The 14,704-nt window shown below is 62.2% G+C and carries 12 protein-coding genes; 2 read left to right on the top strand and 10 right to left on the bottom strand.

Annotated features, from left to right (window positions below; translation table 11 throughout):
* Positions 1-9 precede the first annotated feature (9 nt).
* The 9 genes from PSH94_RS10865 to iolC form a co-directional block, all read right to left on the bottom strand.
* Positions 10-1,563: a sugar ABC transporter ATP-binding protein gene (locus tag PSH94_RS10865; protein WP_181077146.1), complete on the bottom strand. Its 1,554-nt coding sequence runs from the start codon at positions 1,561-1,563 to the stop codon at positions 10-12.
* Positions 1,564-1,628: 65 nt separating this feature from the next.
* Positions 1,629-2,561 carry a sugar ABC transporter substrate-binding protein gene (locus PSH94_RS10860; protein ID WP_181077144.1) on the bottom strand — a complete coding sequence of 311 codons (933 nt, stop codon included), beginning with the start codon at positions 2,559-2,561 and terminating at the stop codon, positions 1,629-1,631.
* 44 nt (positions 2,562-2,605) lie between these two features.
* Positions 2,606-2,770: a hypothetical protein gene (locus PSH94_RS10855; protein ID WP_181077142.1), complete on the bottom strand. Its 165-nt coding sequence runs from the start codon at positions 2,768-2,770 to the stop codon at positions 2,606-2,608.
* Between the two features lie 128 nt (positions 2,771-2,898).
* Positions 2,899-3,927 carry a Gfo/Idh/MocA family oxidoreductase gene (locus tag PSH94_RS10850; protein WP_305437451.1) on the bottom strand — a complete coding sequence of 343 codons (1,029 nt, stop codon included), beginning with the start codon at positions 3,925-3,927 and terminating at the stop codon, positions 2,899-2,901.
* Between the two features lie 61 nt (positions 3,928-3,988).
* Entirely contained in the window at positions 3,989-4,999 is a 1,011-nt protein-coding gene (locus PSH94_RS10845) for a Gfo/Idh/MocA family protein (RefSeq protein WP_253506886.1), read from the bottom strand.
* 19 nt (positions 5,000-5,018) lie between these two features.
* Positions 5,019-6,950, bottom strand: coding sequence for a 3D-(3,5/4)-trihydroxycyclohexane-1,2-dione acylhydrolase (decyclizing) (gene iolD, locus PSH94_RS10840; RefSeq protein ID WP_305437448.1), 1,932 nt, complete (start codon positions 6,948-6,950; stop codon positions 5,019-5,021).
* Positions 6,951-7,019: 69 nt separating this feature from the next.
* The gene (gene iolB, locus PSH94_RS10835) at positions 7,020-7,808 is read right to left on the bottom strand and encodes a 5-deoxy-glucuronate isomerase (RefSeq protein ID WP_305437447.1); all 789 of its coding nucleotides are present in this window, start codon (positions 7,806-7,808) and stop codon (positions 7,020-7,022) included.
* Positions 7,809-7,811: 3 nt separating this feature from the next.
* A complete protein-coding gene (gene iolE, locus PSH94_RS10830; RefSeq protein WP_181077132.1) occupies positions 7,812-8,699 on the bottom strand; it encodes a myo-inosose-2 dehydratase in 888 nt (295 codons plus the stop codon).
* A gap of 102 nt (positions 8,700-8,801) precedes the next feature.
* Positions 8,802-10,739: a 5-dehydro-2-deoxygluconokinase gene (gene iolC / locus PSH94_RS10825; RefSeq protein ID WP_305437445.1), complete on the bottom strand. Its 1,938-nt coding sequence runs from the start codon at positions 10,737-10,739 to the stop codon at positions 8,802-8,804.
* 283 nt (positions 10,740-11,022) lie between these two features.
* Here iolC and PSH94_RS10820 point away from each other — a divergent pair, with 283 nt between their 5' ends.
* Positions 11,023-11,931 (top strand): MurR/RpiR family transcriptional regulator, encoded by a 909-nt coding sequence (locus PSH94_RS10820; protein WP_034096994.1) that lies wholly within the window; start codon positions 11,023-11,025, stop codon positions 11,929-11,931.
* Positions 11,932-11,950: 19 nt separating this feature from the next.
* On the opposite strand, the gene PSH94_RS10815 is transcribed toward PSH94_RS10820, so the two are convergent.
* Positions 11,951-13,366: a PLP-dependent aminotransferase family protein gene (locus PSH94_RS10815; RefSeq protein WP_305437443.1), complete on the bottom strand. Its 1,416-nt coding sequence runs from the start codon at positions 13,364-13,366 to the stop codon at positions 11,951-11,953.
* A 92-nt stretch (positions 13,367-13,458) separates the two neighbouring features.
* Between PSH94_RS10815 and PSH94_RS10810 the strand changes: the two genes are divergently transcribed.
* The gene (locus PSH94_RS10810) at positions 13,459-14,694 is read left to right on the top strand and encodes a multidrug effflux MFS transporter (RefSeq protein WP_305437441.1); all 1,236 of its coding nucleotides are present in this window, start codon (positions 13,459-13,461) and stop codon (positions 14,692-14,694) included.
* The last annotated feature ends 10 nt before the right edge of the window (positions 14,695-14,704 follow it).

Below are 14,704 nucleotides of genomic sequence, written 5' to 3'. Positions count from 1 at the left end.
AGCTGTTTGTCAGTGGACCGCGGTCATACCGGAGGCCAGCTGCATGACTTTTTCCTGGGTCGCCTCACTGCGGTCGAGGGTGCCCATGAGTTCGCCTTCGTGCATCACCATCACCCGGTCGCTCATGCCCAGCACTTCGGGCAGTTCCGAAGAAATCATGATCACCGCCATGCCTTCGCTGGCAAGGAAAGCAATCAACCGGTAGATCTCGGCCTTGGCACCGACGTCGATGCCCCGTGTCGGCTCGTCGAGGATCAGCAGGCGTGGGTTGGTCATCAGCCAGCGCGCCAGCAACGCCTTCTGCTGGTTGCCGCCGGACAACGTATCGATGCACTGCTCCAGCGACGGCGTTTTCACCCGCAGCTTCCTGCACATGTCTTCGCACAGCGCACGCAGGGCTTTTTGCTGGATAAAACCGTTACCTGAATAGTGCGGCAGCACGGCCATCTCCATGTTTTCCAATACCGACAGACAGGGGAACAGCCCACTGAGCTTGCGATCCTCGGTCAGCAGCGCAAAGCCTTTGTCGATGGCCATGTGCGGGTCGCTGATGCGCACCGGCTCGCCATCGAGGGTGATCCGGCCGCCGTCCGCCGGGGTAATGCCGAACAGGGTTTCGGCCACATTGGTACGGCCCGAGCCCATCAGCCCGGCGATCCCGAGGATCTCGCCGGCGTGCAGGTCGAACGACACCCCCTTGAACACCCCGTCCAGGCGCAGGTCGCGCACCGACATCAGCCGCTCGCCGATCGGGGTTTCGCGCACCGGGAACAGTTGGCTCAGTTCGCGGCCCACCATCATCGAAATCAGGCTGTCGCTGTCCATGCTGTCAGCGCGCTGCAGGCCGATGTAGCGGCCGTCGCGAAATACCGCCACCTCGTCGGCGATGGCGAACACTTCGTTCATTTTATGCGTGATGTAGACGATGCCTTTGCCTTGTGACTTGAGGTCGGCAATGATCGAAAACAGGTGGGCCACTTCCTTCTCGGTAATGGCCGATGTCGGTTCATCCATGATCAGGATGTCGGAGTCATAGGACACCGCCTTGGCAATCTCGACCATCTGTCGCTCGGCGATGCTCAGGTTGCCTACCTGCTCCTCAGGGTCCAGGTTGATACGCAGGCGCGCCAGCAACTCGGCGGTGCAGCGGTGCATTTCACGGTGATTGACCATATGCAGGCCGTTGAGCTGCTCGCGGCCGATCCAGATGTTCTCGGCGATGGTCATGTGCGGCATCAGGTTGAGTTCCTGATGGATCATCGCGATCCCGGCTTTCTGGGCGGCCAGGGGCGTGTCGAACACGATCGGCTTGCCGCGCAGGCGAATTTCGCCGCTGTCGGGCTGGTAGATTCCGGCGATGATTTTCATCAGCGTCGATTTGCCCGCTCCGTTCTCGCCCATCAGCGCCAACACGGAGCCAGGGCGCACGCGCAGCTGCACATCATCCAGGGCCACGACACCGGGGAAGCCTTTGCTGATGTTGACGATTTCCAGCAGGTAGGGCTCCTCCAGCGTAAGCGGCTGGATACCCGGGTGCTGCGGGACGGTGGCTTGAGCGAGCATAGGCAGGTACTCCATCGGCGGAGCGGGCATAACCGCCCCGCCGGCTTATTATTGTGGTGTCAGGGCTACTTGAAGTCTTTGACGTTATCCGGGGTGATCAGCTTGAACGGGATGACAATGTTCTGCTCGATCGTCTCGTTCCTGGCCAGCTTGCGCGCCGCTTCCACTGAACCGACAGCCTGGCCCTTGGCGTCCTGGAACACCGACACGGCCATTTCGCCCTTGGTAATCGCATTCAAACCGTCCGGCGTGCCGTCGACGCCCGCGATCAATACACTGCCCTTTTCCTTGCCGGCCGACTTGAGCGCCATGGCTGCGCCGATTGCCATCTCATCGTTATTGGCCAGTACCGCCTGGAAATCGCGACCTTGGGTCAGCCAGTTGTTCACCAGATCCATGCCGGTCTGGCGCAGCCACGTCCCCGTCTGCTCCTGCTCGATTTCGATGCCTGGGTATTTAGCCAGAATCTCTTTCACGCCCTTTGTGCGGTTTTGAGTGGAGTTGTTCGCCAGGTCGCCCAACAGAATGACGATCTTGCCCTTGCCGCCCAGTTTGTCGGCGATGTACTGCATTTGCAGCTTGCCGGCTTCTTCATCGTCGGAAGTCACGGCAGCGACGCCTTTGGGCAAGTCTTTCTGGTCGGGGCGACGGTTGACGTAGACCAAGGGAATTCCGGCCTCAATGGCGGCCTTGCTGATTCGCGCCGTGGAGGCGGTATCCACCGGGTTCACGATGATCGCATCAACTTTCTGGCCGATAAAATTCTCGACCTGGCTCAGTTGCTTGACCACATCGGCACGGGCGTCTTCGAACTGCAGTTGTACGCCATCTCCCTTGGGGTAGGACTTGGCTTGTTGGTCCATGTACTTGCGCACATTGGTCAGGTAGTTGTCATCGAATGAGGACATGCTCACGCCAATCTTCAGATCGGCGGCCATGGCAACACTACTCAGCAACAAGGACAACGCCAGCGCGGTAAAACGGATCGGGGTCTTCATGAACGGTCTGTCTCCACTTTCTTGTTGGTTTTGTTTGGACGTTCTCAGAGCGTGGCGGGCAATCGCACGATCGGCGCGCCGGGGATGCAGCACACCAGCGCGTCGTTGTTTTCGACGCACAGCACATTAAGGAAGGAGAAGTAGAACGGCCGGGCGCGTGGCGCAGAGAGGGGGCGTAAAACTCGCAGTACAGCGTTGAAGATTTTCATCTGACGGTACCTGGTTGTTTTTGATCTTGTTTTTGTTGAGCCGTGCGGATCGAGCCCGCGACGTACTTTTTGCAACCTGGAAAAGACTTTATTGGAAAATAATTTCCATATCAACCTGTTTTAGAATTTTATTCTATTTTTGTTGAAACCACTTGCTGGCGCTCGGCGCTCAGGCGTGCAGCGTCCAATATGCGGGTGGTTTCCAGCGCGTCATAAACGTCCACGGGCAGCGGCCCCTGCCCTTGTACCGCCGCTTGAAACTGGCGATAGAACTGAGTCCAACAGCCTTTCTCCGACGGCACGCGCTCACGTTCCGGCCCTTGCTCGAACCAGCCCCAGCGCCGGTGTTCCTCGGCGCCCCAATGCTCGCCTTCGGTTTTCGGCGTTTTGCCGGCCATCAGCGCTTCTTCCTGACCGTCCAGCCCCTCGACGGTGTAGCAACCCAACGTGCCGCTCACCCGAAACCGCGGCGCCGGGCTGTTCTGCAGGGCGTTGCCCCACAGATGGGAAATCACGCCGTTGGCGTGAGTCAGGGAAACGAAGAAGCCATGATCGACCGTAGGATGTTCGGCGCTGTAATGCAGTTGCGCAAATACCCGGTCCACCGCGCCGAACAGTTGCAGGGCCTGGTCCACCAGGTGGCTGCCGAGGTCACGCAGCCAGCCGCCTCCACTGGCATTGCCTAGCGCCTGCGGGCTGTAGCGTTCCACACGGGATTCAAACCGGGTGATGCGGCCCAGGGCGCCGGCGTCGATCAGTTTGCGCAGGGTCAGATAGTCCGAGTCCCAGCGTCGGTTCTGGTAGACGCTGAGCAACGTGCCCTGGCGTTCAGCCGCCGTAATCAACGCCTGGGCCTGTTCGGCGTTGGCCGCAAAGGGTTTGTCGCTGACCACCGCCACCCCGTGTTCGATGGCTTCCAGCACCAGTGCCGGGCGACCTTTCAGCGTGGTGGAAATCACCAGCGCATCGACACCGGCTTCGACGATCTGGCCGATGCTGTCAAAGGCCTTCACCCCTGGAAGATCCATGCTCAATTGCTGGCGGCGTTCGGCCGAACGGGTCACCACGCCGACAAACGTGGCACCCGGCAGGGTGGCAATCAGCGGCGCATGAAAGAAGCGCCCTCCATGGCCATAGCCGACTAGTCCGATTCGCATATCGACACTCCTTACGTGAAGTGAAAACCCAATCCATTTTTTTCAGCGTGCCTCCAGAAGTTCAGCCGTAGAAGCGTGGGCGTTCCGGCAGGCTGACCTTGACGATCTGCCCACTGCCCTGGGCCTCGATGCACGCATCCGCCGCCACCGCTGCGGCAAAGCCATCCCACGCCGACGGCCCGCCCACCTTGCCGGCGCGCACGCTATCGATGAACGCTTGCAACTCCACGTCATAGGCGCCGATAAAGCGATCCTTCCAATCCATCAGGATCGCATTCGACAGCTTGGCCTCACTGCGCAGCTGCACCTGGGACGGCTCCGGCAATTTGGCGATACCGGTCTCCCCCACCACCTCGCACTGGATGTCGTAGCCGTACTGGCAGTTCACGAACACTTCCACGTCGATACGCGTGCCCTTGGCGGTTTCCAGCAGCACGATCTGCGGGTCACGCAGGTGAGCCAGGGCCTTGCTGGTCTTGCGTGGAAACACCACCTGCACCGACACGTAGTCGTCGTCGAGCAACCAGCGCAGTACATCCAGCTCGTGGATCAAGGTGTCGGTGATCGCCATGTCGGTCTTGTAGTTTTCACCCACCCTGGGATTGCGGTGTGCACAGTGCAGCATCAGGGGTTCGCCGATCCGGCCGCTGTCGATCACGGCTTTAAGGGCGCGATAGCCCTCATCGTACGGGCGCATAAAGCCCACCTGCACCAGGCGCTTGCCATGGGCCACTTCGGCTTCGACGATCTTGCGGCAGCCTTCGGCGGTCACCGCCAGCGGCTTTTCGCAGAACACCGGTTTGCCGGCGGCAATCGCCGCGAGCACGAATTCTTCGTGACTCGGCCCCCAGGAGGTCACCAGGATCGCTTCAACCTCGGCCGAGTTGATCAGCGCATGGCCGTCGGGGTACACCTCGGCGGCCAACTGCAAGTCGGCAACTACCTTGGCGGCCTGGTCCAGATTGATGTCGGTCACCGCCACCACCTGGCTATTGAGCAAGGTCTGGCTGCAACGACGGATATGGTCGCGGCCGATGGCGCCGGTCCCGATAACACCTAGCTTCAAAGACATACACACACTCCTCTTGTTATTAGTACTGCCGGGCCTTGGCCAGGTGCTCGTTGAGTTTCTTCGCTGCCGCGTTCGTGCGTTCGCTGGTGGACACCTGCGCCACCCCCACCCGCCACCAGGACAGGTAACCGTGGACCATGGTCTTGGGCAGTACCTTGATATCGATCAGGGTCGAGACGGCTTGCGTGCGCGCATCGGTCAGGGCCGCTTCAAGCTGCTCCACAGTGCTGACCTTGTAGGTCTTGCAGCCATAGGCCGCCGCGCTCATGGCGAAATCCACCGGTACCAGGCTGCCGTCAAGCTTGCCGCTCTCGGGGTTGCGGTAGCGGAACTCGGTGCCGAAGCTGTCCATGCCGTTGCCGATCTGCAGGTTGTTGATGCAACCGAAGGCCATGTTGTCCAGCAACACCACGTTGATCTTGCGCCGCTCCTGAATCGAGGTGGCCAGCTCGGAATGCAGCATCATGTAGGAGCCATCGCCGACCAATGCGTAGACCTCCTTGTTCGGCTCGGCGAGCTTCACCCCGAGGGCGGCGTTGATCTCATAGCCCATACATGAGTAGCCGTATTCAACGTGGTAGGTATTCACGCCCTTGCTGCGCCAGGCGCGCTGCAGATCGCCGGGCAGGCTGCCGGCGGCGGCGACGATGATCGCGTCGTCGGCCAGGCTTGCATTGAGCACGCCGAGCACACGGCTCTGGGTCAGGCACGAGCCGGTCAGCTCGATAAATTCGCGCAGTACGGCGCGGTCCAGACGGTCATCGACCTCGGGCACAAAGCCATCGCCGTGGTACTCCACCTGATGCACGCGCTCGACTTCGGCGTCCAGTTGCGCCTTGGCGGCGGCAATCTGTTCGCCCCAACCTGCGCGGTAGTCACCGAGGGCATCGGCCAGCGCCTCGAGGGCGACCTTGGCGTCGGCCACAACTTGCACGCCGTCGAGTTTCAACGCATCGCAGGGGCTGATATTCAGGTTCAGAAATTGCACCTCGGCATGCTTGAACAGCGATTTGGACGAGGTGGTGAAATCAGTGTAGCGGGTGCCGATACCGATGATCAGGTCCGCTTCAGGCGCCAGCAGGTTGGCCGCCAGGCAACCGGTTTCGCCGATGCCACCGACGTTAAGCCGGTGCCCGGACACGATTGCGCTCTTGCCCGCCTGGGTCTCTGCGAAGGGAATGTCGAAGCGCTCGGCAAAGGCTTGCAGCGCCGCATTCGCGCCGGCGTACTTGACCCCGCCGCCGCAGATGATCAGCGGTTTGCGCTTGCCCCGCATAACCTCCAACGCATCGCCGATCATCGCGGCGGTGGCCGGACGGCGGTCGATACGGTGCACGCGCTTTTGCAGGAAGTAGTCCGGATAGTCCCAGGCCTCGGCCTGCACATCCTGGGGCAGCGCCAGGGTCACCGCGCCGGTTTCGGCGGGGTCGGTGAGCACGCGCATGGCATGAATTGCCGCCGTCATCAATTGCTCGGGGCGGTTGATGCGATCCCAGTACTTGCTCACGGAGCGGAACGCATCGTTGGTGCTGATGCTCAGGTCGTGGAACTGCTCGATCTGTTGCAGCACCGGGTCGGGCTGGCGACTGGCGTACACATCGCCCGGCAACAGCAGCAACGGAATACGGTTGGCCGTGGCAGTCGCCGCAGCGGTGAGCATGTTCGCCGCGCCGGGCCCGACCGATGCGGTGCACGCGTAGATTTTGCGGCGCAGGTGCTGCTTGGCAAAACCGATGGCGGCATGGGCCATGCCCTGCTCGTTACGGCCCTGATGCACCACCAAATCACCGCTGTCCTGCTCCAGCGCCTGCCCCAGGCCGAGCACATTGCCGTGGCCGAAAATCGTGAACACGCCGGCGACGAACTTGCTCTGCACGCCGTCGACTTCGATGTACTGGTTGTCCAAAAACTTCACCAGGGCCTGGGCCATGGTCAATCTTGTTGTGGTCATGTTCGCACCTTGTAGGAATGCAAATCCGTCGGTATCCAATGTGGCACGCGCTCGCTCGCGCCAACCCGTCTAAAGATCCAGCAGCCAGCTGTGCTGCGGGTCGTTATGGAAATGCCAGGCGCGCTTGGGGCCCGCCATTACGTTCAGGTAATACGACTCGTAGCCATAGGGCACGCTGACCGGGTGATACCCCTTGGGCACCACCACCAGGTCGCTGTGTTCCACGGCCATGGCCTGGTCGATGCTGCGATCGTCGGTGTACACCCGCTGGAACACAAAGCCTTGGGGCGGGTTGATCTGGTGGTAATAGGTTTCTTCCAGGAAGCTCTGGTGCGGCAGGTCGTCGGTGTCGTGCTTGTGCGGCGGGTAGCTCGACGAATGCCCCGACGGCGTGCGCACTTCCACCACCAGCAGCGAATGGGCCGGTGCGCTGTCGGGCAGGATGTCGCACACATAACGGGTGTTGGCGCCTTTACCGCGCACGCTGCGCTTGCAGTCTTCGGGACGGATCAGGCGCGGTTCATAGCCTGGCGCGCCGGGTGCGGCGCACACGGCGATCTGCACATCGCTCAAGGCCGTGACCTGGGCGTCGGTGCGCGGTGGAAGGTACGCGGCGAACGGCGACTTGTCCTCGAACACCGACTGGCGATCACCGAGGTTCTGCCAGTTGAAGCCTTCGCCTTCAATATTCACCCGGCCACTGAGCAGCACCAGGCACAGCTCTTTATCAGCGGCGCTGACCGGCAGTGTTTCGCCCAGGCTCAGGCGGTAGGCAGAGAAGCCTACGTACTCCAGCCGCCCTGCTTCCAGGGCAACCATGGTGTGTCCGCGTTTGCTGCTTTTGACCAACAAGCTCATCACTCAAGTCCTCTCGTCGAGCAGCGCACGCAAGGTGTCGTAGCCCTTTTTCGCATAGATATAGCTGGGCGCCACGGCTGGGTCCTGCTCGGCCTCAACCACCAGCCAGCCCTCATATTTCGCGGCCATCAATGCATCCAGCAACTCGGCAAAATCGATATCGCCGTCACCGGGCACGGTGAACGTGCCGTTGACGATGCAGTCGGGGAAGCTCCACATCTGGTTGCGCGCCAGCTGCACCACCGGCTTGCGCACATCTTTGAAATGCACATGGCAAATCCGCGCGATGTGTTTGCGCAGCACTTCGATAGGTTCGCCACCGCCCATATAGCAGTGGCCGGAGTCGAACAGCAGACCGACCTCCGGGCCGGTGCGCTGCATCAGTTGATCGATGTCTTCAGGGGATTCGACATAAGCGCCCATATGGTGGTGGTACGCCAGGCGCACGCCCTGGGACAGGGTGAAGCGCGCCAGTTCGGTAAGTTTGTCGGCGTACTCCTGCCACGCCTGCTCGCTGTGGAATCGCGGGCGTTCGATCAGACGAATGCGCGAGCCCTGGATTGAATCGGCCACCTCGCCGTACACCAGCACCTTGGCGCCGTTTTGTTTGAGCAGCTCGACATGGCCGGCGATGGCCTCGATTTCCTCGGCCACCGAGCGCCGGGCCAGGCGGCTGGAATACCAACCCGACACCAGCGCCAGGTCATAGGGCCGCAGCACATCGCCGACGCCTTTGGCGTCCTTGGGGAACTTGCCGTTGAGTTCGAAGCCTTCGTAGCCGATGTCCTTGCCTTCGCTCAGCGCGGTGCTCAGCGGCGTTTCACCGCCCAGGGCCGGCAGGTCGTCGTTGCTCCAGGAGATCGGGTTGATGCCAATTCGGATTGCGGGCATGGCTGCACCTTTATTATTTTCGGGTATCACTGAGTTCTGCTTTTTGTGGGAGGGAGCTGGCCCCTCCCACATTGGAATTGCAGCGCACATTCAAAGCTGTGGTCAGGTTCGCGCGCTGCGCCAGGCGTTGATCAGTTGTTCGAAGGTCGCCTGCACTTGCTGAATCAGGGTCTCATCATCGATCTCCCCCGCCATCCACAACCGGCTCGGTTCCTGGAAGATCGTGCGGCCCACTGCAAATCCGCGGCACGTCGTGCTCTGACTAGCCTGCTGGAACCCGCTGGCCAAACATTCCGCCGAGGCATTCAAGCCCAGCAGCACCACGCCACGGCAGTACGGGTCGCGTTCCTGGATCAGCTCATCGAGTTTCTTCCAGTCTTCGGCCGACTGTGCCTCGATCTTCCACCACGCCGGGTAGATGCCCAGGTTGTACAGGCGCTTAAGGCTGCGGTAGAGCACATCCGGGTAGGTCGATGGGTGTTCCTTGGGCGGGATGACTTCCAGCAGCAGCTCGTGGCCGCTGACCAGGGACGCGTCGTACACCGCCTTGAGTTGGGCTTCCTGCTCCAGGCGCAGCATGGGTTCATCGTCGGGATGGTATTGCACCAGGCACTTGATGATCTGCTCCTGGGGCCAGGCGATCAGGTTGCTGCCGATGGACCGTCCATGCTCGAAGGTCAGCGGCCGCGAGTTCTGCACTTCCACCGGGCGCGCGATCCACCAGCCGCGCCCGCTGGCCGCATTGAGTGCGTCCTGGCCGAAGCGCTGGTCGGCGAGCAGGCCCACATCGGCCTCCACGCCTTGCTCGGCGAGCTTGCGTTCCACGCGCTCGACGGCCTGGATAAACAGCTGCTTGATGTCGCTGATGCGCGCCGGGGCCTGGCCACCGCGTTGAGCCAGGTCCACCAATTGCCAGCGGTGATCGAAGGCGAAGATAAACAGCTGCTTCCACGCCTTACCCGGCACGGTCACGCGGTGCAGGCGCTGCAGGGTCATGTCCTGATCGGGCCGGGTGATCGGCACCGAGCTGCTGAACAGGTAATCCAACTCGGCAGGCGTGGGCATGGCCGGCGCACAGGCATGGCGCGACACCACCAGACCGCCGCAGGCATTGGCCAACTGGCTGCAACGCTCGTCGCTGGCGTCATTCAGCCAACCGCTGAGAAAGCCCGACATAAAAGCATCGCCGGCCCCCAGTACGTTGAGCACTTCTACCCGTACGCCGGGGTAGATCGCACCGTCTTCCAAGCGTGCCGGGATCGCGCCGTGGATCACCGTGCACCCTTGCGGGCCGAGCTTGACCACCAGCGTCGCCGGCGTCAGCTCGCGCACCGTGCGCAATGCCGTGAGCAAATCCTCGCTACCACCGGCGATCAGAAATTCTTCTTCGGTGCCGACGATCAGATCGAAGCGCGGCAGGATGCTCTGCACGTGCTGGCTCACCTTCTGGTCGGCGACAAACCGGGTTTCGCCATCGGCCTTGCCCGCCAGCCCCCACAGCACCGGCCGGTAGTCGATGTCGAGTACGCGCTGGACGTTATGTTTGGCCGCGTAGTCCAAGGCCTGGATGCTGGCCTTGTACACGCCGTCGGTGGAGAAATGCGTGCCGGTGATCAACAGCGCCTTGCTGGAAGCGATAAACGCTTCGCTGATGTCTTCGGCGCGCAGGGCCATGTCGGCACAGTTCTCGCGGTAGAACACCAACGGGAAGGTTTCGCGGTCCTTGAGGCCGAGCAGCACCAGCGCGGTGAGGCGTTCCGGGTCGACCTTGATCGCACTGACGTCACAGCCCTCACGGGCCAGGGACTCCACCAGAAAACGCCCCATATGGTCGTCGCCCACGCGGCTGAGCATTGCCGACTTGAGCCCCAGCCGCGCGGTGCCGAAAGCGATATTGGCGGAGGAACCGCCGAGGTACTTGGCGAAGCTGGACACGTCCTCAAGCCGAGCACCGACTTGCTGTGCATAGAGGTCGACGCCCAGGCGCCCGAGGCAAATCAGATCCAATTGACGCCCACTGGCAAAACGAGTCTGGCCCATGCTGGCTCCTATTATTTTTATCAGCCTGCGTTGTGCCGCCGTGGCGACGGCAAACGCTCTTGGTGGAGCAGACTAGAACGTTCGGCGGCACCAATCAATATTTATTCCATAATTATTTTTAGTGGAATATTTTTTCCAATAAGCCGGCATAATGGCACGCCAGCCGCCGTGCATCGTTTCAGCCAGCCCCGCCGGCCGTGATGCCGGGGTATTTTTTTGCGCCTACCCTGTAGACTGGCGCCACCCATCAGCGCACCAGACGAACACGCCAGAAGGATTGCCCATGTCCCGCACCGATCCCGAGACCACCCTGGAAGACACGATCGCCAGCCCTCCGATCAATGCCGAACGCCTGCTGCAGCTGATTACCGACGAATACGAAAGCCTGCCGCGCCAACTCAAACGCATCGCCAGCTACATGAGCCAGCAGAGCGACCGCATCATGGTCGACCGCATCAGCGACATCGCCCGCGAATGCGAAGTGCACCCCTCGGCCATCGTGCGTTTCTCCCAGCGTTTCGGGTTCAGCGGGTTCAGTGAGATGCAGGCGCTGTTCCGCGAGGCCTACACCCACAAGACCACCCCGGTGCAGAACTACCAACAGCGCATCCGTAGCATGATCGCGAACAAATCGCAGAAGGCCAGTGGTGGCGACCTGGCACGTGAGTGCGTCAACGCCACCCTCTCCGGCATCGAGCGCCTGGGGCTGGAGCTCGATGACGCCATGTTCGAAAAAGCCGTGGACCTGGTGGTCAATGCCGACAACATCTACGTGGTCGGCGTGCGCCGCTCCTTTGCCGTGGCCGACTACCTGGTCTACAACCTGCAGCACACCAACAAGCGCATCCACCTGATCTCCGGCCTGGGCGGCAGCTACCGCGAGCAGATGCGCAGCGTGCGCGCCAATGACCTGGTGATCGCCATCAGCTTTACGCCCTACGGCAAAGAGACCCAGCACTGCCTGCGCATCGCCCAGCACCATCAGGCCAAGACCCTGATCATCACCGACAGCAACCTGTCGCCCCTGGCCAAGCGGGCCAACGCGGTGCTGCTGGTGAACGAGGGGTCTTCGTTTGCGTTCCGCTCATTGAGCGCCACGCTGTGCCTGTGCCAGGCATTGTTTATTGCGGTGGCGTATCGCCTGGAATTGAAAGTGGATGAGATTCACGAGCAGGTCGGGTTCGAAGACTGACCTCGCGGCCCGCCCCTGCTCATAGGCACAACGCCGCCAATGCTCGGCCGTGATAGCGAATCTGCGCCAAGGTCAGCGCGGTGTAGCCAATGATCACCGCCGGCGGCAACCTCGCCTCATGGCAGAACGCGCCCAGCGGCTGCAACGTCAGCCCGGCAGATGCCGCCCGGGCGCAGAAGTCCGCTTCTTTAACCCCTGCCGGCAGCCACAGCACAAAATGCAGCCCGGCCTGCTGGCCACTCACGACGGCATGCCCGCCGAGGCATTCGAGCAGCGCATCGCGACGGGCCAGATACGCCTGGCGTGAAGCGCGTAAATGACGCACAAACGCCCCGCTGCCAAGTAACTCCACCAAGCCCAATTGATCACTGGCGCCGACCGAATGCCCGGTGAGGTGCAGGGTGCGCAGCAACGCCCGGCGCAGCGTCTTGGGCACCACCATAAAGCCCACTCGCAGACCGGGAAACAGGTTCTTGTTGAAGCTGCCGCAGTAGATCACCCGGTCATCGGCGTCCAGGGCTTTCAGGGCGGCCAGCGGCGCGCTCTGGTAGTTATATTCGCTGTCGTAGTCATCCTCCACCACCCATGCCTGCGCGCGTGCGGCCCAGTCCAGCAAAGCCAGGCGGCGCGATACCGACAGGGTCATGCCCAGCGGTGCCTGGTGCGCCGGGGTCACGTAGACCAGGCGGGCCGCATCGGGGAGCCGGGAGGTGTCGAGCCCGTCCGCGCCGACCGGTACCGCCTGCACTTGAGCGCCGCACAGTTCGAACAAGCGTCGTGCCGGTGGGTAGCCAGGGTCTTCGACACAGGCCGTGTCGCCGGGCTTGAGCAGGGTGCGCGCAATCAAATCGAGGGCATGCCGAATGCCGGTGGTAACAACCACTTCATCCGCCTCGCACTGCAGGCCGCGATATCGGCGCAGGTAGTCGGCGATCCGGGCGCGCAGTTCCGGCACGCCCGCCGGATGGGATGCCTCCAGCGCGCCCGGCCCTGCCGCGAGCAGCCCACGGGACAGGCAGCGGGCCCAGGTCTTGAGGTCGAACAGACCGGCGTCCGGGCGCCGTGCGACAAAAGGCACATGGCTTTGCACACCCGCGTACGGGCGGTCCGGCTCGACCGGGCGACGCGGCGTCTGGCGTGCGTTCGGCGCCGCGATAAAGTGTTCGGGGATGACCGCGCAGACGCGCGTGCCGGAGCCCGCAATGCGTTGCACATACCCCTCTTCCTGCAAGCGCTCGTAAGCCGTTTCCAACGTGCCGCGCGACACCTGCCAACGTTCGGCCAGGCTGCGCGTGGACGGCAAACGGCTGCCTCCCGGCAATTGCCGGTTGAGAATCGCGCCGCGCAATGCCTCGTACGCGCCCTGCTGTTTGCCCGCATCCAGCGTGTCGGGGCGCGGCAGGTCAAGGGCGGATGCAGTTTTACCTCGGCTCATAGTGGTCCATTCGTTTTCGGCATAAGTGGCTCACAGGATTAAACCACAAAGCCGCTAGAGTGCCGGCTCCACTTCTTGCCAAGAGCTTGCCCATGACTCAACGCGCCCTTTCCCTGGGATCCTGGCTGGTGCTGCTGACCGTATTGATCGGACTGCCGCGCGTCGCACTGGACATGCACCTGCCGGCACTGCCGGCCATGGCCGACTACTTCCAGGCCAGCGACAGTCAGCTGCAATTGACCCTCACGCTGTATACCCTCGGCTCGGCGATTTCGCTGCTGATCAGCGGCCCGCTGACTGACCGCTTCGGCCGTCGCCCGGTGTTACTGGCGGGATTGGCGCTGTATGGGCTGGCCACCTTGGCCTGCGCCTTGGCCGACAGCCTCGGCGTGCTGATTATCGCGCGACTGTTCCAAGCCCTGGGCGGCTGCTGCACCACGGTGATCGGGCGGGTGATCGTGCGCGATCACTTCGAGCGCGACGAACAGGCACGCCTGCTGGGATTAATCTCCATGGCGATGGCGGTATCGCCCATGGCCGCGCCAGTCTTGGGCAGCCTGTTGCTGCCAATGATTGGATGGCGGGGCTTGTTTCTGCTGTTGGGCGCGATTGGCGTGGTGTTGTATGGGGTGGTCCATCGGCGCCTGCCGGAAACCCGCCCGACGCAAGTGGCGGCGACAGCGCCGGGCAATCTGTTGCACCTGTATGGGCGGTTGCTGGGCGACCGCTACTTCCTGCGCTACGCGCTGGCCATCGGCTGCGTATACAGCACCTATTTTCCCTTTATCAGTGAGTCATCGGCGCTGCTGCAACGGGGCTTTGGCTTGTCCGCCACGGCTTATGCGCTGGTGTTCGCGGCAACCATCAGCGGCTATATGCTGGGGGCGAATCTTTTTCGTCGGCTGGTGCTGCGCTTTGAAGCGGATCGATTGATCAGCGCAGCCATCGCACTGAACGTGGTCGGCAGCCTTCTGCTCGCTGCGGGCACGGCCGCCTGGGCGCAGCAATGGCTGGCGATCGTACTGCCGATGGTGATGATCATGGTGTCGGTGGGGATGGTGATTCCGGCGTGCCAGTTGTCGGTGTTGCAACCGTATGGCGCAATTGCCGGCACGGCCTCGGGGCTGTTCTTCTTCATCCAGATGTTCCTCACTGCGGTGAGCAGTTGGGTCACCGGTGTGTTATCGGACGGCACATCGCAGCCGTTGCTGATCATGACGGGTGTGGCCAGCACCTTGCTGGTAGCGACCTGGCTGACGCTCCACCCAAAGCAAAGGGGGAGGGCGCAAGCGCCCTCCCACGAGGTTCCGAGCAGTACTCGGGTTTAGTGCATGAAGA

It is taken from the genome of Pseudomonas sp. FP2254 (genome assembly GCF_030687695.1).
Classification (GTDB): domain Bacteria; phylum Pseudomonadota; class Gammaproteobacteria; order Pseudomonadales; family Pseudomonadaceae; genus Aquipseudomonas; species Aquipseudomonas quebecensis.
The sequence above is the reverse complement of the archived record's forward strand: the minus strand, read 5'-3'. Positions and strand labels throughout refer to the sequence as shown.

What these genes read in the sequence shown, in the direction of transcription:
- PSH94_RS10865 (WP_181077146.1), bottom strand. Translation starts at nt 1,563, where the DNA reads ATGCTCGCTCAAGCCACCGTCCCGCAGCACCCGGGTATCCAGCCGCTT.
- PSH94_RS10860 (WP_181077144.1), bottom strand. Translation starts at nt 2,561, where the DNA reads ATGAAGACCCCGATCCGTTTTACCGCGCTGGCGTTGTCCTTGTTGCTG.
- PSH94_RS10855 (WP_181077142.1), bottom strand. Translation starts at nt 2,770, where the DNA reads ATGAAAATCTTCAACGCTGTACTGCGAGTTTTACGCCCCCTCTCTGCG.
- PSH94_RS10850 (WP_305437451.1), bottom strand. Translation starts at nt 3,927, where the DNA reads ATGCGAATCGGACTAGTCGGCTATGGCCATGGAGGGCGCTTCTTTCAT.
- PSH94_RS10845 (WP_253506886.1), bottom strand. Translation starts at nt 4,999, where the DNA reads ATGTCTTTGAAGCTAGGTGTTATCGGGACCGGCGCCATCGGCCGCGAC.
- iolD (WP_305437448.1), bottom strand. Translation starts at nt 6,950, where the DNA reads ATGACCACAACAAGATTGACCATGGCCCAGGCCCTGGTGAAGTTTTTG.
- iolB (WP_305437447.1), bottom strand. Translation starts at nt 7,808, where the DNA reads ATGAGCTTGTTGGTCAAAAGCAGCAAACGCGGACACACCATGGTTGCC.
- iolE (WP_181077132.1), bottom strand. Translation starts at nt 8,699, where the DNA reads ATGCCCGCAATCCGAATTGGCATCAACCCGATCTCCTGGAGCAACGAC.
- iolC (WP_305437445.1), bottom strand. Translation starts at nt 10,739, where the DNA reads ATGGGCCAGACTCGTTTTGCCAGTGGGCGTCAATTGGATCTGATTTGC.
- PSH94_RS10820 (WP_034096994.1), top strand. Translation starts at nt 11,023, where the DNA reads ATGTCCCGCACCGATCCCGAGACCACCCTGGAAGACACGATCGCCAGC.
- PSH94_RS10815 (WP_305437443.1), bottom strand. Translation starts at nt 13,366, where the DNA reads ATGAGCCGAGGTAAAACTGCATCCGCCCTTGACCTGCCGCGCCCCGAC.
- PSH94_RS10810 (WP_305437441.1), top strand. Translation starts at nt 13,459, where the DNA reads ATGACTCAACGCGCCCTTTCCCTGGGATCCTGGCTGGTGCTGCTGACC.